The 17,464-nt window shown below is 68.9% G+C and carries 13 protein-coding genes; 8 read left to right on the top strand and 5 right to left on the bottom strand.

The features are described 5' to 3' along the window. The first annotated feature begins 332 nt into the window (after positions 1-332). The 7 genes from J2847_RS12040 to J2847_RS12070 all read left to right on the top strand — a co-directional run bounded on the left by J2847_RS12040 (position 333) and on the right by J2847_RS12070 (position 8,801). Complete coding sequence (locus J2847_RS12040) at positions 333-1,331, top strand: ArsR/SmtB family transcription factor (RefSeq protein WP_209779213.1); 999 nt, start codon at positions 333-335, stop codon at positions 1,329-1,331. Next, entirely contained in the window at positions 1,328-2,218 is an 891-nt protein-coding gene (gene metF, locus J2847_RS12045) for a methylenetetrahydrofolate reductase [NAD(P)H] (protein ID WP_209779214.1), read from the top strand. The genes J2847_RS12040 and metF overlap by 4 nt, the downstream gene beginning before the upstream one ends. Before the next feature lie 48 nt (positions 2,219-2,266). Continuing rightward, positions 2,267-2,740: a DUF29 domain-containing protein gene (locus J2847_RS12050; RefSeq protein WP_209779215.1), complete on the top strand. Its 474-nt coding sequence runs from the start codon at positions 2,267-2,269 to the stop codon at positions 2,738-2,740. A gap of 42 nt (positions 2,741-2,782) precedes the next feature. After that, entirely contained in the window at positions 2,783-6,289 is a 3,507-nt protein-coding gene (gene metH, locus J2847_RS12055) for a methionine synthase (RefSeq protein WP_209779216.1), read from the top strand. A 290-nt stretch (positions 6,290-6,579) separates the two neighbouring features. Then, on the top strand, positions 6,580-7,089 hold the full coding sequence (locus tag J2847_RS12060) for a thioesterase family protein (RefSeq protein WP_233474477.1): 510 nt from the start codon (positions 6,580-6,582) through the stop codon (positions 7,087-7,089). A 75-nt stretch (positions 7,090-7,164) separates the two neighbouring features. Then, positions 7,165-7,674, top strand: a complete 510-nt coding sequence (locus tag J2847_RS12065) for a pentapeptide repeat-containing protein (RefSeq protein ID WP_209779217.1) — start codon at positions 7,165-7,167, stop codon at positions 7,672-7,674. 101 nt (positions 7,675-7,775) lie between these two features. Further along, positions 7,776-8,801 carry a GGDEF domain-containing protein gene (locus tag J2847_RS12070; RefSeq protein WP_143268519.1) on the top strand — a complete coding sequence of 342 codons (1,026 nt, stop codon included), beginning with the start codon at positions 7,776-7,778 and terminating at the stop codon, positions 8,799-8,801. Here the strand turns inward: J2847_RS12070 and J2847_RS12075 are convergent. The 5 genes from J2847_RS12075 to J2847_RS12095 all read right to left on the bottom strand — a co-directional run bounded on the left by J2847_RS12075 (position 8,798) and on the right by J2847_RS12095 (position 15,293). Next, on the bottom strand, positions 8,798-9,886 hold the full coding sequence (locus J2847_RS12075) for an NAD(P)H-dependent flavin oxidoreductase (RefSeq protein WP_209779218.1): 1,089 nt from the start codon (positions 9,884-9,886) through the stop codon (positions 8,798-8,800). The genes J2847_RS12070 and J2847_RS12075 overlap by 4 nt on opposite strands. A gap of 103 nt (positions 9,887-9,989) precedes the next feature. Next, positions 9,990-12,041, bottom strand: coding sequence for a molybdopterin oxidoreductase family protein (locus J2847_RS12080; protein ID WP_209779219.1), 2,052 nt, complete (start codon positions 12,039-12,041; stop codon positions 9,990-9,992). Positions 12,042-12,192: 151 nt separating this feature from the next. Beyond that, the gene (locus J2847_RS12085; RefSeq protein WP_209779220.1) at positions 12,193-13,491 is read right to left on the bottom strand and encodes a TRAP transporter large permease; all 1,299 of its coding nucleotides are present in this window, start codon (positions 13,489-13,491) and stop codon (positions 12,193-12,195) included. Further along, positions 13,488-14,057: a TRAP transporter small permease gene (locus tag J2847_RS12090; protein ID WP_209779221.1), complete on the bottom strand. Its 570-nt coding sequence runs from the start codon at positions 14,055-14,057 to the stop codon at positions 13,488-13,490. The genes J2847_RS12085 and J2847_RS12090 overlap by 4 nt, the downstream gene beginning before the upstream one ends. 225 nt (positions 14,058-14,282) lie before the next feature. Then, on the bottom strand, positions 14,283-15,293 hold the full coding sequence (locus tag J2847_RS12095; protein WP_209779222.1) for a TRAP transporter substrate-binding protein: 1,011 nt from the start codon (positions 15,291-15,293) through the stop codon (positions 14,283-14,285). Between the two features lie 209 nt (positions 15,294-15,502). Between J2847_RS12095 and J2847_RS12100 the strand changes: the two genes are divergently transcribed. After that, entirely contained in the window at positions 15,503-17,458 is a 1,956-nt protein-coding gene (locus tag J2847_RS12100; protein WP_209779223.1) for a PAS domain S-box protein, read from the top strand. Positions 17,459-17,464: the final 6 nt, after the last annotated feature.

The raw sequence follows: 17,464 nt of genomic DNA on the forward strand, positions 1-17,464 counted from the left end.
TCATCCGAGGACTCCCGCGGCTGGAGTTCTCAACTCTGGCAAGGCGGCGGCGCGTTCACGGTGAAGACTGTGCGAGAAATCGTCCAATTTCCACCTTTTCGTGGACTAACACAGGCTTGGCCGTTTGACCAGTGCGGGCGGCGGGCCGGTCTCAGCTCCCGCCGTGGACTGTGATACCGTTGCCGCACCGGAAATCCGCGGGTTGCCGGGGATGCGCGGTGAAAAACGATTTACGACGCATAAAGATATCTTTATATCTGTATCCGAAGCTGCGGGTGCGCCGCGGCCCGGAAACGTGATCCGGGCGGGCGATTCGGGATGGATGCGGGGCGATGGACGATCTGCTTGCGACTCTGAAGGCGGCGGCGGAGACCACACGGCTCCGGCTGCTGGCGCTGTGCGCGCATGGCGAGCTGACGGTGACCGAGCTGACCCAGATCCTGGGCCAGAGCCAGCCGCGCGTCTCGCGCCACCTGAAGTTGCTGTGCGACGCCGGACTGCTCGACCGCTTCCGCGAGGGGACCTTCGCCTTCTACCGGCTGGCCGAGAAGGGCGCCTCGGCGGAGCTGGCGCGCGTGCTGGTCGACGCCATCCCCGACAGCGACCCGACCCTGACGCTGGACCTGGAGCGGCTTGAGGCGATCAAGCGCGGCCGGTCCGAGACCGCCGCCGCCTATTTCCGCGAGAACGCCGCCCGCTGGCACGAGATCCGCTCCCTGCATGTGGCGGAGGACGAGGTCGAGGCCGCGCTGCTGCGCCTGTTCCCGGCCGGCGGCCCCGACGGCAAGGGGGTCGAGGAATTGCTGGACATCGGCACCGGCACCGGCCGGATGCTGGAGGTGCTGGGGCCGCGGGTGCAGCGCGCGGTCGGGGTGGACCAGTCGCGCGAGATGCTGGCGATCGCCCGCACCACGCTGGAGGAGGCCGGCCTGCGCCACTGTCACGTGCGGCAGGCCGACATGTACCAGCTTCCCTTTCCGAGCGGCTCCTTTGACGCCGCGGTGATCCATCAGGTGCTGCACTTCACCGAATCGCCGGCCGAGGTCGTCGCCGAGGCGGCGCGCGTGCTGCGTCCCGGCGGCCGGCTGCTGGTGGTCGATTTCGCGCCCCACACGCTGGAGACGCTGCGCGAGGAGCACGCGCACCGCCGGCTGGGCTTCGCCGACCAGGAGGTCGCCGGCTGGTGTCGCCAGTCGGGCCTGTCCTGCGGCCCGGTGGCGCATCTGCCGGGCGATCCGCTCACCGTCTCCATCTGGCCGGCGACCCGCCTCGCGGGCGCGCCGGCCGCCGCCTCCCAACCCGCCCTTTCGCACAGCGGAGCCACGTCATGACCGCCACCCCGTCCGTCAGCTTCGAGTTCTTCCCGCCGAAGACGGAGAAGATGGAGCAGAGCCTGTGGCAGTCGATCCAGCGGCTGGCCCCGCTCGCCCCGAGCTTCGTCTCGGTGACCTACGGGGCCGGCGGCTCGACGCGCGAGCGCACCCACGCCACCGTCACCCGCATCCAGGCGGAGACCGGCATCCCGGCCGCCGCCCATTTCACCTGCGTCGGGGCGACGCGCGAGGAGATCGACTCCATCGCCCGCAGCTATTGGGACGCCGGCATCCGCCATCTGGTGGCGCTGCGCGGCGACCCGCCGGAGACGGCGGGGGGCGTCGGCGGCCGCTATGAGCCGTTTCCCGGCGGCTACGCCTACGCCGCCGATCTGGTGGCGGGGATGAAGCGCATCGCCGATTTCGAGATCTCGGTCGCCGCCTATCCGGAGAGCCATCCGGAGGCGCCGAGCGCCCAGTTCGACCTCGACAACCTGAAGCGCAAGGTCGACGCCGGGGCGACCCGCGCCATCACCCAGTTCTTCTTCGACAACGACGCCTATTTCCGCTTCCTCGACCGCTGTGCGGCAGCGGGCATCCATGTGCCGGTGGTGCCGGGCATCCTGCCGATCACCAATTTCGCCCGCGCGGTGGAGTTCGCCGGCAAATGCGGCGCCTCGATGCCGGCGAAGCTCGCCGCCACCTTCGAGGGGCTGGACGCCGATCCGGAGACCCGGCTGCTCGTCGCCGCGACGGTGGCGGCGGAGCAGTGCCAGGCGTTGCAGGCGCAGGGGATCTCGGACTTCCATTTCTACACCCTGAACCGCTCCGACCTGACCATCGCCATCTGCCGCATGCTGGGGGTGAAGGCCAAGGCGGCGACCCCGGCGCCGGTCGCCGGCTGACGCGGCCCTGTGCTAATCTCGGGCGTGGTGGCGCGGAGGGCGGATTCCATGGACAACCGGATCGGGTACGACACGGATTTCCTCGCCTGGACCGAGGAGCAGGCCCGTCTGCTGCGCGAGGCCGCACGCGAACGCGTCAACACGCCCATCGATTGGGAGAACGTCGCCGAGGAGATCGAGAGCATGGGCCGGTCGGAGTTGCGCGCGGTCGAAAGCGCGCTGGTCCGTGTGATCGAGCACCTCCTGAAGCTGGAGCATTCACCGGCTGTCGAGCCGCGTGGTGGATGGCGCCGGTCGGTCCGTGAGCAGCGCGATCAGGCCAACGATGCGCTGGACGACAGCCCGAGCCTTCGAGGCAAGCTGGACCTCGGCAAAGCGTACCGGCGTGGTCGCGACTACGCCATCGACGGACTGGGGCAGGATCGAATAGCCGTCGAGCTTGTCCTCGCCGATTGCCCTTACACCCTCGACCAAATCCTCGATACCGACTGGTGGCCGGTCAACCGCCACGGTCTTTCCTGATCTTCCCGAAGACGCCTGAAGCAACGGATAAGAACTCTCCCCATGGCTCACATCCTCGACACCCTGCGTGACCGCGTTCTGCTTTGCGACGGCGGGTTCGGCAGCCGCATCCAGGCGCTCGACCTCGACGTCGAGAAGGACTACTGGGGGCACGAGAACTGCACCGACATCCTGCCGCTGTCGCGCCCCGACATCGTCCGCGAGATCCATCGCGGCTATTTCGAGGCCGGCGCCGACATGGTGGAGACCGACACCTTCGGCGCCTCCCCGGTCACGCTGGGCGAGTTCGGCATCTCCGAGAAGGCCTTCGAGATCAACCAGCGCGCCGTCGAGCTGGCGCGCGAGGCGGCCTCGACCTTCACCGACGGGCAGCCGCGCTTCGTCATCGGCTCGATCGGGCCGGGCACCAAGCTGCCCAGCCTGGGCCACATCGCCTACCAGCCGCTGGAGGACAGCTTCTTCGTCCAGGCCGCCGGGCTGATCGCCGGCGGGGCCGACGCCATCCTGGTGGAGACCTGCCAGGACCCGTTGCAGATCAAGGCCGCCGTCAACGGCATCAAGCGCGCGCGGCTTGATGCCGGCTCCGACACGCCGGTCTTCGTGCAGGTGACGGTGGAGACCACCGGGACGCTGCTGGTCGGCACCGACATCGCGGCGGCGGCCACGGTGATCCAGGCGCTCGACGTGCCGCTGATGGGGCTGAACTGCGCCACCGGCCCGCTGGAGATGAGCGAGCATGTGCGCTGGCTGTCGCAGAACTGGCCGGGGCTGGTGTCGGTGCAGCCGAACGCCGGCCTGCCGGAACTGCTCGACGGCAAGACCCACTACCCGCTGCGCGCCGACGATTTCGCCCATTGGCTGGAGCGTTTCGTCACGGAGGACGGGGTGAACCTCGTCGGCGGCTGCTGCGGCACCAACGTCCCGCACATCGCGGCGGCGAACCAGATGCTGCGCAAGCTGGCGCCGGCCGGCTCGCACCGGCCGAACCCGAAGGGCCGCACCGTGCATTGGGTGCCGGCGGTGGCCTCGCTCTATTCCCAGGTGACGCTGCGCCAGGAGAACGCCTTCTTCGCCATCGGCGAGCGCTGCAACGCCAACGGCTCCAAGAAATGGCGCGAGCTTCAGGAGCGCCATGACTGGGACGGCTGCGTCGAGATGGCGCGCGAGCAGGTCAAGGAGGGCTCGCACTCGCTGGACGTCTGCACCGCCTTCGTCGGCCGTGACGAGGTGGCGGAGATGGACGCGGTGGTCTCGCGCTTCGTCGGCTCGGTGACGGCGCCGCTGGTCGTCGATTCGACCGAATACATCGTGCTGGAGAAGGCGCTGGCGCTCTATGGCGGCAAGGCGATCCTGAACTCCATCAACTTCGAGGACGGCGAGGAGCCGGCGCGCAAGCGTCTGGCGCTCGCCAAGAAGTTCGGCGCGGCGGTGATCGCGCTGACCATCGACGAGGAGGGCATGGCGAAGACTCCCGAGCGCAAGCTCGAGATCGCCAAGCGCCTCTACGACCTCGCCGTGAACGAGTACGGGCTGGCGCCGGCCGACCTGCTGTTCGACCCGTTGACCTTCACCATCGCCACCGGCAACGAGGACGACCGCAAGCTCGGCGTCTGGACGCTGGAGGGCATCGAGGCCATCGCCCGCGAGATGCCCGGCTGCCAGATCATCCTCGGCCTGTCGAACATCTCCTTCGGCCTGAACGCGGCGGCGCGCCATGTGCTGAACTCGGTGTTCCTCGACCACGCGGTCAAGCGCGGGATGACCGGGGCCATCGTCCACGTCTCCAAGATCCTGCCGCTGCACCAGATCCCCGAGAAGGAGGTGAAAACCGCCGAGGATCTGATCTTCGACCGCCGCTCGCCCGATAATGGAGATGGGGGCTATGACCCGCTCCAGGCCTTCATCGCGCTGTTCGAGGGCCGCAAGGCGGCGGACGCCAAGAAGAAGGCGCGCGCCGAGACCGTCGAGGAGCGGCTGAAGGAGCGCATCGTCGACGGCGACCGCACCGGGCTTGAGGACGATCTCGCCGAGGCGATGAAGACCCACCCGCCGCTGGAGATCATCAACACCTACCTGCTCGACGGCATGAAGGTGGTCGGCGAGCTGTTCGGCGCCGGCAAGATGCAGCTCCCCTTCGTGCTGCAGTCGGCCGAGACGATGAAGGCCGCCGTGGCGTGGCTGGAGCCGCACATGGAGAAGATCGACGGCCAGCAGAAGGGCACGCTGGTGCTGGCCACGGTGAAGGGCGACGTCCACGACATCGGCAAGAACCTCGTCGACATCATCCTGACCAACAACGGCTACAAGGTGATCAACCTCGGCATCAAGCAGCCGGTGACGACCATCATCCAGGCCGCCAAGGAGCACAAGGCCGACGCCGTCGGCATGTCCGGCCTGCTGGTGAAATCCACCGTGGTGATGCGCGAGAATCTCGCCGAGATGACCCGCGAGGGGCTGGAGGTGCCGGTGCTGCTCGGCGGCGCCGCCCTGACCCGCGCCTATGTCGAGGGCGACTGCGTGGCCTCCTACGGCTCGGGCCGCGTGGCCTACGCCGGCGACGCCTTCGACGGGCTGACGCTGATGGATCAGGTGGTCGGCGGCAGCTTCGACCAGCAACTCGCCATCCAGCAGGCCAAGCGCGCCGGCAAGGCGGTCAACCGCCGCCGCGTGCTGGGGCAGGCGACCAGCGCCGCCACCGGCCCGGTGGACAAGGACGCCGTGCGCGCCCGCCGCCGCCGGCTGGCCGACGGCGTGCCGGTGCCGACCCCGCCCTTCTGGGGGCCGAAGCTGATCGACCATGTGCCGCTGAAGACGCTGGTCACCTACCTGAACGAGCGGATGCTCTACCAGCTCCAGTGGGGGTACCGGAAGGACGGCAAGTCCTTCGAGGAGTTCAAGGAGTGGGCGAAGAAGGAGCTGCGGCCGGTGCTCGACCGCATCCTGCGCATCGCCGCGACCGAGACCATCCTGCGGCCGACCGCCGTCTACGGCTATTGGAAGGCGGCGGCCGACGGCAACGACGTCATCCTGTTCGAGGAGGACGGGATCACCGAGGCGGCGCGCTTCTCCCTGCCGCGTCAGGCCAAGGAGGACGGCGAGTGCATCGCCGACTTCCTGCGCGACGTGACCGATCCTGAGCGCGACGTGCTCGGCCTCCAGGTCGTCACCATGGGCCAGCATTGCGCCGAGGTGGCGCGGGAATGGTTCGCCGAGAACCGCTACCAGGATTACCTCTACCTGCACGGCCTGTCGGTGGAGATGACCGAGGCGATGGCGGAGTACGTTCACGCCCGCATCCGCTCGGAGCTGGGCTACGGCGCCGAGGACAGCCGCGACAAGGAGAAGCTGTTGCAGCAGTCCTACCGCGGCTCCCGCTACAGCTTCGGCTACCCGGCCTGCCCGAACCTGAAGGACCAGGAACAGCTTCTGAAGCTGCTCGACGCCGGGCGGATCGGCATCGAGATGTCGGACGAGGATCAACTCCACCCGGAACAAAGCACGTCCGCCATCGTTCTTCATCATCCGCGCGCCAAGTATTTCAGCGTTTGAGCGAGCCGGAGGAGGCTCGAACGGAGAGGAGGGATCGAACGGCGGTGCTGCTTTCGAAGCGTGGCGATTCCTCCACCCATCATGAGACGATTGGAGGCTGGAGCGACCGGGAAGGGTGAGGCCGGGGAAGGCCGGCGGGAGTGGGCGGGCATGGAAGCTGAAGGGGAGAACGGCCTGTGCTGGGCCTGACGCCGACGGGTTTCGGCGCCCCGCTGCAATGGGTGGCTGTGGGGCGCCGCCGGGGAAATCCGTGCCGCGCGCCGCGCCGCAACCTTCGAGGATGTCTGCGTATGACCATGCTTTCCGGCGGAATCGTCAGCGGCACTCCGCTCGACCTGCACCGGGCCACCGTCCGGCCGGAGTGGATCGACTACAACGGCCATATGAACGTCGCCTATTACCTGCTGGCTTTCGATCAGGCGACGGATGCGGCGCTCGACCGGTTAGGGCTCGGCAAGGCCTATGTGGAGCGGGACGAGCGCTCGCTGTTCGTGGTCGATGCCCATCTGACCTACGCGCGCGAGGTGACGGAGGGGGCGCCGCTGCGCTTCGCCACGTATGTCCTGGGGGCGGACGGCAAGCGGCTGCACCTGTTCCACCAGATGCACCACGCGGAGCAGGGCTGGCTGGCGGCGACGGCGGAGTTCATGCTGCTGCATGTCGATCTGGAGCAGCGGCGCACCTGCCCGTTCCCGGAGGCGGTCGCCGCGGCGTTGGCGGCGCAGGCCGCCGCGCACGCCGTCCTGCCGCGCCCGTCCCAGGCCGGGCGTGCGGTGGGGCGCCTCGCGCCATCCGATTGATGCGTCCGATTGACGCGCCCGGTCAACGCGCTGGGGGATGTTGTCCTGGGCGCGGCCATCCCCATCTGTTGAAGGATGAAGCTTCGTTTCGCCCCCCGCCTGTTCGCCGTCGCCGCCCTGGCGCTCGTGTCGATCTCCGTTCCGGCCCTTGCCGATTGCACCGATCCCGCCGGGCCGAAGGTGGCGTGGCGGCGCTGTGCCTTCGAAGGGCAGACGATGACGGGAGTGGCGCTGACCGGCGCGATGCTGCGCGACACCAGTTTCCAGCGCTCCACCCTGGCCAACGCCGATCTCAGCGAGGCCGACGGCTATCGTTCCAAATTCATCAGCACGGCGGCGCCGGGGGCGCGGTTCGACCGGGCGCGGCTGATCGAGGCGGACTTCACCCGCGCCGACCTGACGGGAGCCTCCTTCCGGGACGCCGATCTGCGCAACGCCAAGTTGATCGGCGCTACCCTGGCCCGCGCCGACTTCACGGGCGCCAAGCTGGGCGGGACGGATTTCCGCCACGCCGACCTGTCGGGGGCGCGCTGGATCGACGGCGCGCGCATCTGTGCGGAAAACTCGGTCGGCCAGTGCAACTAAAGAGATTGGTTTCCTGAAGTCTCGCAACAGAACGCGCTTGCCGAAACGGCCAAGCCCGCGTATCGTTCGAGATCGAATTGTTTCTTCGACAGGCGGCGCCGGTGACCAGCAGGGATGAGTTCGAGAGGGCCAGCGCCTTGGCCGGCAGGGCGCTGGATCGTATGTTGGCTGACCGCCTGCCGCCGAGCCCGGAACACTTCACCCTCTGGTATGTCTATTTCAGCGGCCAGAATCCGGATTTGACCCGCGCGGTGGACATCGCCAGCCGCGACGGCATCGCCCTGTCGCAGAGCCTGTGCGAGGAGCTGTTCAAGCGTTTCTTCACGCTGGACGCCGAGGTCCAGGCGATCCGCGAGACGTCCGACAAGGCGCGCTACGCGCTGGGCCGCATCCTGGAGCAGCTCGGCAGCGTCGGGTCGGAGACCGAGCGCTACGGCCACGCCCTGAGCGGTTTCCAGGACGAACTGACCCAGCCGCTCGGTCTGAACGACCTGCGCGCCATGGTCGCCGCCATCGCCGCCGAGACCGCATCCATCGTCGAGCGGCAGACCGCGCTCCAGCTCCAGCTCCAGGAATCGAGCCACCAGCTTGCGGAGATGCGGGTCAGCCTCGACAGCGCGCGGCGCGAGGCGCTGACCGACGGGCTGACCGGCATCGCCAACCGCAAGGCCTTCGACCTGATGCTGCTCGACGCCATCGACGAGGCCGGGCGCGACGGGCAGCCGCTGTCGCTGCTGATGCTCGACATCGACCATTTCAAGACCTTCAACGACACGCACGGCCATCTGGTCGGCGACCATGTGCTGAAGCTGGTCGCCCGCATGCTGACGGAATGCATCAAGGGCCGCGACACCGCCGCCCGCTATGGCGGGGAGGAGTTCGCGATCATCCTGCCGCGCACCAGCCTGGACAACGCGGCGAAGGTGGCGGAGCAGGTGCGGACCTTCGTCGGCGGCCGGCAGATCGTCAACAAGGCGCGCAACGCCAATTACGGCACCGTCGCCCTGTCGGTCGGCGTCGCCCAGTTCCGGCCGGGGGAGGGGATGAACGCCTTCATCCGCCGCGCCGATCAGGCGCTCTACGGCGCCAAGCGCGGCGGACGCAACCGGGTGCAGGTGGAAGCCTAACCGACCCTGCCGGACAGACGGCGGATCACCGAGTCGCTGTCCCGCAGCAGGTCGGCGACGATCTCCGCCGCCGGGCGGCGCTTGGCCATGCGCAGCCCCTGGCCGCTCCACAGCGACAGGAATGCGGCGCGGCCCTGCTGGGCGGCGGCGGTGCGCAGGGGGCGGGTCAGCGCGTTCTGGAGCGGGAAGGGCAGGACCGCCGCGTCCGCGTCCGGATCCTCGACCCGCTCCATGAAGCGGTTGAGGATGCCGCGCGCCGGCCGGCCGGAGAAGGCGTGGGTGATGCGGGTCTGGTCCTCACTGGCGTCGAGGATCGCCTGCTTGTGGGCGTCGGGCGCGCCGGCCTCGTCGCTGGTCAGGAAGACGGTGCCGAGTTGCACCGCGACCGCTCCCAGCGCCAGCGCGGCGGCGACCCCGCGCCCGTCCATGATGCCGCCGGATGCGATGACCGGCACCCGCACCGCGTCGGCGACCTGGGGAACCAGCGCCATCGTGCCGACGAGGTTCTCGGCCGGATCGCCGAGGAAGCTGCCGCGATGGCCCCCGGCCTCGCTGCCCTGCGCGACCACCGCGTCGACGCCGGCCCGCTCCAGCGCGACGGCCTCGGCGACCGTGGTGGCGGTGCCGATCACGCGCAGGCCGCGCGCCTTGGCCGCCTCCACCGCCTCGGCGGGCGGCAGGCCGAAGGTGACGCTGAAGGCGGCCGCGCCGCTGTCGAGCAGCGCGGGCATCTGCGCGGCGAAGGCGTCGCCAGGATAGGCCGGCGCCGTGGGGGCGGGCAGGCCGAGCTCGGCGAAGAAGGGCGCCACCCGCGTCAGCGCCTCCTCCATGACCGGCGAGGGGGCCGGCTCCGGCAGCAGGGCGAAGAGGTTGATGCCGAAGGGCAGGGCGGTGCGGGCGCGGATGTCGCGGGCGCGCTCGGCGATCTGTGCGGGGGTGAGGTAGGCGGCGCCGACGAAGCCGAAGCCGCCGGCCTCGTTGACCGCCGCGACCAGGGCGGCGGTGTCGCCGCCGCCGGCCATCGGCGCCTGAATGATCGGGGAGCGCAGCCCCAGACGGTCCAAGGTTTCCGTGTGCGCGGGCATCGCCGCCTCCGTCCGTTGGTCGTTGGCGGCGATGCTACGCCCGCCGCCCCATCACGACCAACGACTTGTTCAGAAGGCGGCGTTCACTTCCAGTGATGGATTTTCACGCCGCCCGCAGCCACACCGCCGTGTCGTGGAAGGCGGCGCCACCGGCTGGCGGGATCGGTTCCGGCGAGGTCAGGCTGTTGATGCCGATGCCCTCGACGAAGGCGGTGTTCGGCCAGATGCCCTCGACGATCACCACCCCGCGCGGCACCCCGGCGAAGGGCTTGGCGTGCACCACCACGCTGCCCTGGAGATTGCCGAGCCGCACCGGCGCGCCCTCGGCAAGGTTCAGGCCGGCGGCGTCCTCCGGATGGATCAGCGCGGTCGGGCGGCCTTCGCGGCGCTGGGAGGTCACCGTCTCGCCGAAGCTGGTGTTGAGGAACTGGCGGGCCGGGGCGGTGACGAGGCGGAAGGGGTGCTCGTCGTCGGCCTCGCGGCCCGGCGGCATGTGGTCGGGCAGCTCCGGCATCCCGCCATAGGGGCCGAGCGCCGCCCAGTCCGGCGCGAAGCGGAACCTGCCGTCGGGGAAGGCGAAGCCGTTGAGGAAATGCGAGGTCTCGAAATCCGGCTGGGCGTCGATCCAGCGGTTTCCGGTCAGCGTCGCCGCGTCGCCGAGGCCGGAACTCTTCAGCATGGCGTCGATGATCTCCAGCGCGCTCATGCCGAAACCGGGATGCTCGGCGCCGACGCGCTTCGCGATCTCCGAGATGACCCAATGATTCTCGCGCGCCTCGTGCTGCGGCTCGATCACCTTGCGGCCGATGACGATGTGCATCTGGCCGCCGCCGCGGTAGATGTCGTCGTGCTCCAGGAAGGTGGTGGCGGGAATGACCAGATCGGCGAGCCGCGCCGTGTCGGTCATGAACTGTTCGTGCACCGCGACGAACAGATCCTCCCGCAGGAAGCCCTGGCGGACGCGGTTGGAATCCGGGCAGATCGCCGCCGGGTTGGTGTTCTGGATCAGCATCGCCGTCACCGGCGGGCCGCTGGTCAGGTCGCGCGGGTCGCCGGTCAGCACCGCGCCGGTGCGCGACTGGTCGAAGGCGCGGATGCGCGTGTCGACCCGGTCCAGCCCCTCCGACAGCGTCCTGTCGAGGTTGTAGATGCCCGACGAGCAGTAGAGCCCGCCGCCGCCCCTGTGCTGCCAGGAGCCGGTGACGATGGGCAGGCAGGACACCGCGTGCATCTGCGCCGCACCGTTGTGGGTGCGGCTGACGCCGTAGCCGACGCGCAGGTAGCTGCGCGGGGTCGAACCGTAGAGGCGGGCGAAGCCCTCGATCTCGGCGACGCCGAGGCCGGTGATGGCCGACGCCCATTCCGGCGTGCGGCTGGCGAGATGCGCCTCGAAGCGCTCGGGCTCGGCGGTCAGGCGGGCGAGGTAGGCGCGGTCGGCGAAGCCCTCGCGGAACAGCACATGCATCACCGCGCAGGCCAGCGCCCCGTCGGTGCCCGGCCGCAGCATCAGGTGCTGGTCCGACACTTCGGCGGTGCCGGTGCGGTAGGGATCGATGGTGACCAGCTTGGCGCCGCGCGTTTTGCGGGCGCGGCTGACGTGGGTCATCACGTTGACCTGGGTGGCGACCGGGTTGCCGCCCCAGTTGACGATCAGGTCGCTCTCGGCCATCTCGCGCGGATCGGCGCCGCGGATGTCGCCGTAGCCGGCCAGCCAGCCCATGTTGGCCGGCGTGTCGCAGACGGTGCTGATCTGGCGGGAATAGCCTTTGGCGTGGCGCAGCCGCTGGATGGCGCCGCGCTGCACCAGCCCCATGGTGCCGGCGTAGAAGAGCGGCCAGACGGCCTCGGCCCCCAGCGTCCGCTCGGCGGTCAGGAAGGAGTCGGCGATGCGGTCGAGCGCCTCGTCCCAGCCGATCGCCTTCCATTGGCCGGAGCCCTTGGGGCCGTTGCGCAGCAGCGGGGTCTTCAGCCGGTCGGGGGAATGCACGCGCTCGGCGTAGCGGCTGACCTTCGCGCAGATCACCCCGGCCGTGTAGCTGTTGTCGGCGGCGCCCCGGACCTTGCCGATGCGGTCGGGGGCCAGCTGCTCGACCTCCAGGGCGCAGGTGCTCGGGCAATCGTGCGGGCAGGCGGTGGGCAGATACTGGGCCGGCAAGGCGGGCACTCCGGGCTGGCATGGCGGCAGGAAAGCCGGAGTGTAGAGCGCGCCGTTGGAACGCGACAACCATCAAAAGAGAAAGGCACCAAGTCCGGACCGGGAGGACTTGGTGCCTTTCTCACTCAAAAACCGCTTGCCGACTGTGGCTTTACATGAAGCCGAGCAGACGCGGGAACCACAGGGTGATCGCCGGGATGTAGGTGACCATGCCCAGGAAGATCAGCATCGTCAGCAGCCACGGCCAGACGGCCACGGTCAGCTCGGTGATGCCCATCTTGGTGATGCCCGAGGCGACGTAGAGGTTCAGGCCGACCGGCGGGTGGCACATGCCGACTTCCATGTTCACGATGATCAGGATGCCGAAATGCACCGGGTCGATGCCCAGCTTCATGGCGACCGGGAACAGGATCGGTGCCATGATGAGGACGATCGAGGACGGCTCCATGAAGTTGCCGGCCGCCAGCAGCAGGATGTTCACCACCAGCAGGAAGACCCACACGCCCATGTTCTGGTCGAGGATCCAGGCCGCCATGTTCTGCGGGATCTGCTCCGACGTCATCAGGAACGAGAACAGCACGGCGTTGGTGATGATGTAGAGCAGCATCGCCGACATGCTGGCGCTGTCGAGCAGCACCTTCGGCACGCGGCTCAGCGGCATGTCCTTGTAGATGAAGACCGCCACGATGAAGGCGTAGACCGCCGCCATCGCCGCCGCCTCGGTGGGCGTGAAGATGCCGCTGTAGATGCCGCCCATCACCACGACGATCAGCAGCAGGCCCCAGAAGCTCTCGCGCAGCGCCTTGATCCGCTGGGCACCGCTGGCCTTGGGCAGGCGCGGGTAGCCGAACTTGCGGGCGCGGTACCAGGTGGTGAAGCCCAGCAGCGTGGCCAGCATGATGCCCGGCACGACGCCGGCGATGAACATCTGGCCGATGGAGGGGGCCTGCGGGTGGCCGGTGGTGGCGACGCAGTACATCACCATCACGATGGACGGCGGGATCAGGATGCCCAGCGCGCCGGAGGTGGTGACGATGCCGGCGCCGAAATTCTTCGGGAAGCCCTGCGCCACCATCGCCGGCAGAATGATCGAGCCGATGGCGACCACGGTCGCCGGGCTGGAGCCCGACACCGCCGCGAACAGCGCGCAGGCCATGACGCCGGCCAGCCCGAGGCCGCCATGCCAATGCCCGACCATCGCGGTGGCGAAGTTGATCATGCGCCGCGCGACGCCGCCGTGGGTCAGGAAGTTGCCCGCCAGGATGAAGAACGGGATCGCCATGATCTCGAACTTCTCGATGCCGGTGAACAGCTTCAGGGCCACCGCGTCGATCGGCACGTTGGTCAGGAAGAACAGGAAGGACAGCACCGTCAGGCCGAGCGAGATCGAGATCGGCATGCCGGTGAGCATGAGGGCGAGCAGAAGCCCGAAGATGATGGCGGCGTTCATGCCGGGCCTCCTTCCTTGGCGGCTTCGACCGGGTCGATGCCGTCGACCTGGGCGTGGTCGTGGTGGGGCAGCTCACCCGTGCGGACGAAGGTCCAGGCGACCTGGAGGAAGCGGAAGCACATCAGGTAGGACCCCAGCGGGACCGCCAGATAGACGATCCACATCGGCATCTCCAGATCGGCCGAGACCTGCTCGGTCTGCGCGATGTGGTAGACGAAGCGCGCCCCCAGCGACCCGACGATCCCGGTGAACAGCGCACCGGCCCCCAGCCCGAACAGCACGAACTTGGCGCGGAGATCCGGTCGCATCCGGTTGATGACGACGTCCACGCCGACATGGATGCCGGTGCGCACGCCGTAGGCGGCGCCGAACTTGGCCATCCAGACGAACATGTAGATGCAGAGTTCCTGGGCCCAGGCGAGGTTCCAGTGCAGGACATAGTCCTGGATCACCGGAACGCCGGACAGGTAGCGGTGGACGACGGCCGCGAAGATGACGAGCGTCGCCGCCGCCATGAGGAAGGCGATCAGCGCCTCCTCCAGACGGTCGAGCAGTCGTAGGAGCATGAAGGGGAAACTCCCGGTTCGGCGGGGGTAGGCGGGGCGTGGGATATTTGGCCCTCTCCCGTCCCGGGAGAGGGAGGGGACCCACGGCGTCAGCCGTGGGGAGGGTGAGGGGCTATCGGGGCATGGATACGAGGACCGCCACCGATTGCCCCTCACCCTTCCCGCTTCGCGGGCCCCTTCCCTCTCCCGAGGCGGGAGAGGGAGGCATTCAGGGTAGACTCAGCCTTACATCTTGAAGCCGGCGGCGGCGGCTTCCTTGTAGATCGACTCGATCAGGTCCTTGCCGACGCGGGACTCGGCGTCCTTGTGGACCGGCATCAGCGCCTTGACCCAGGCGGCGCGCTCTTCCTTGGTCTGCTCGTGGAACTGGGTCTTGCCCGACGCCTTCATCTGCGCCAGCGACACGTCGTTCTCGTTCTGGGCGATGTCGTTGGCGTAGGCGGTGGCCTCCTTCATCGCGCCGTCCAGCGCGGTGCGGATGTCGGCCGGCAGCCCGTCCCAGAACTTCTTGTTCACGATGACCGCGTAGCCGAGATAGCCGTGGTCGGTCAGCGTCGCGTGCTTCTGCACCTCGTGCATCTTCTGGGTGTACATGTTCGACGGCGGGTTCTCGGTGCCGTCGACGACGCCGGTCTGCAACGCCTGGTACACCTCGGAGAAGGCCATGACCTGCGGCAGGGCGCTCAGCGCGCGCATCTGGGCGTCCAGCACCTTGGAGGACTGGATGCGCATCTTCTGGCCCTTCATGTCCTCCGGCTTGATGAGCGGCTTGTTGGCGCTCATGATCTTGAAGCCGTTGTCCCAATAGGCCAGACCGATGATGCCCTTCGACTCCAGCTTCGAGAAGAGCTGCTTGCCGATCGGGCCCTCGGTCACGCGGCGCAGGACCTCCTTGTTCGGGAAGATGTAGGGAAGGTCGAAGACCTCGAACTCCTTGGCGCCCAGCGGGCCGAACTTGGCGAGCGACGGGGCCAGCATCTGCACGGCGCCGAGCTGGAGGGCCTCGAGCTCCTCCTTGTCCTTGTAGAGCTGGCTGTTGGGATAGACCTCGATCTTCACCTTGCCGGCGGTGGCCTTCTCGGCCAGCTCCTTGAACTTCTCCGCGCCCTTGCCCTTGGGGGTGTCGGGGGCGACGACGTGGCTGAACTTGATGAGGATCTGGTCCTGCGCCAGGGCGACCGGAGCCGACATCAGGCAGCCGACCGCGGCCGCGCAGAGCAGTTTGACGAGTTTCATCGGGTGCGTCCCTTCCTTTGAAATTTTCCGTAGGGCCGAATGTTCGGTCCCGGACTTATTGGCTATTCTTCAATACTCCCTCCGTCGGGGCTATTGTGGATATCCGCAGCCCGTCTCATCCACCTCCGGTTCCGCCGCCCGTGCCCAGCCCCGCCGCCCCGCCGCCGCCGCTCTTCGGACCGCGTTCCCTGCATGGGGCGCCGCACGTCATGCCGATCGTCGCCATGGCGCTGGTCGTGGTGCTTCTGGGCGCTTTCCTCTGGCTTCTTCACCGGAGCGAGCGCGACGAGGAGGCCCTGGCGCTCATCAAGGACGCCCTGTGGGTCGAGCAGAACCTCCACTTCCAGTTGACGTCCGACGAGGACAAGCTGGAGCGGCTGGCCGACGCCCTGAACCGTGAGCAGCCCGATCTGCGTCAATTCGCCGCCATGGCGCGGATGGTCGTGAACACCAACCCGGCCATCGAGCGCCTCTTGTGGCTCGACGCCGACGGGCGCACCCGCATGGCCGAGCCGCCGTCGGGCGGCGGGGTGGCGGTGCCGGATGGGGAGTCGGGGCCGTCGCCGCGCGACGACGCCTTCCGGATCGCCCGCGCGTCTGGGTTGCGCGCCTACAGCGCGACCTACCGCGTCGATCCAAGCGACACCGGATTCGACGCGGTCTTCCCGCTCCACCGCGACGGGGTGTTCGCCGGGGCGCTGGTCGGCGTCTTTTCCTTCGAGGCGATGCTGACCCACCACGTCCCCTGGTGGTTCGCCCAGCGCTACCAGTTGGAGGTCGTCGACGCGCGGGGGACGGTGCTGGGGGCGAAGTCGCGGATGGCGGTGCCGGGAACGATGACGGGGGCGGCGCCCGATCCGGCGCGCAGCCACGTCATCCCCTTCGACCCGCCGGGGCACGGCGTGGCGCTGGTGGCCACCGCCTATCCCACCGACTCCAACGGCACCCGGACGATCCTGGTGGTGGCGATCTTCGGCCTGACCGGATCGGCGCTGTGGAGCCTGTGGTCGCTGCGCCGCCACATCGCCGGCCGGCTGCGGGCGGAGGAGGCGCTGCGCGCCGAGCACGCCTTCCGCAAGGCGATGGAGGACAGCCTGACGGTGGGCATGCGCGCCCGCGACCTCGACGGCCGCATCACCTACGTCAACCCGGCCTTCTGCCGGATGGTCGGGCTGAGCGCCGAGGAGATGGTCGACCGCGGTCCGCCGATGCCCTACTGGCTGCCCGAGGATCTCGACCGCGCCGAGGCCGCCTTCCACGACGTGCTGGCGGGCCGCGCGCCGGAAAGCGGGCTGGAGATGCGTTTCCAGCGCGCCAACGGCGAGCGTTTCGACGCGCTGATCTACGAGGCGCCGCTGATCGACGCCAACGGGCGGCACACCGGCTGGATGGGCTCGGTGCTCGACATCACCGAGCGCAAGCGGTCGGAGGAGCTGGCGCGCCAGCAGCAGGAGCGGTTGCAGCAGACCTCCCGCCTGATCACCATGGGCGAGATGGCGTCCACCCTGGCGCATGAGCTGAACCAGCCGCTGTCGGCCATCGCCAGCTACTGCACCGGCTGCCTGAACCGCCTGCGCTCGGGCCGGTTCGACACGCAGGAGGTGGCGGCGGCGCTCGACAAGCTGGCGGCCCAGGCGCGGCGCGCCGGGCTGATCGTGCGCCGGGTCCATGACTTCGTGCGCAAGAGCGAGCCGAACGTCGCCCCCTGCTCGCTGCCGCAAGTGCTGGAGGACTGCGTCGGGCTGATGGGGGCCGACGCCGCCCGGCTCGGCGTGCGGGTGGAGCTGGACGCGCCGGCCGACCTGCCGCCGGTGCCGGGGGACCGCATCCTGTTGCAGCAGGTGGTGCTGAACCTGATGCGCAACGGCATCGAGGCGATGGCCAGGACGCCGCGCGCCGGGCGCCGGCTGTCGGTCACCGTCACACGCGCCGAGGGCGCGCTGCTGACCGCCATCCGCGACCATGGCTGCGGCATCGCCCCGGAGATCGCCGAGGGGCTGTTTTCCCCCTTCTTCACCACGAAGAGCGAGGGTATGGGAATGGGCCTGAACATCTGCCGCTCCATCGTCGAGCACCACCGCGGACGCCTGTGGTTCGAGGCGGCGCCCGGCGGCGGCACCCGGTTCCTGTTCTCCCTTCCCCTGTGCTCCGAATCCTCTTCCTAAGTCCCT

This window comes from Azospirillum agricola (genome assembly GCF_017876095.1).
In the GTDB taxonomy this organism is placed as follows: Bacteria; Pseudomonadota; Alphaproteobacteria; order Azospirillales; family Azospirillaceae; genus Azospirillum; species Azospirillum agricola.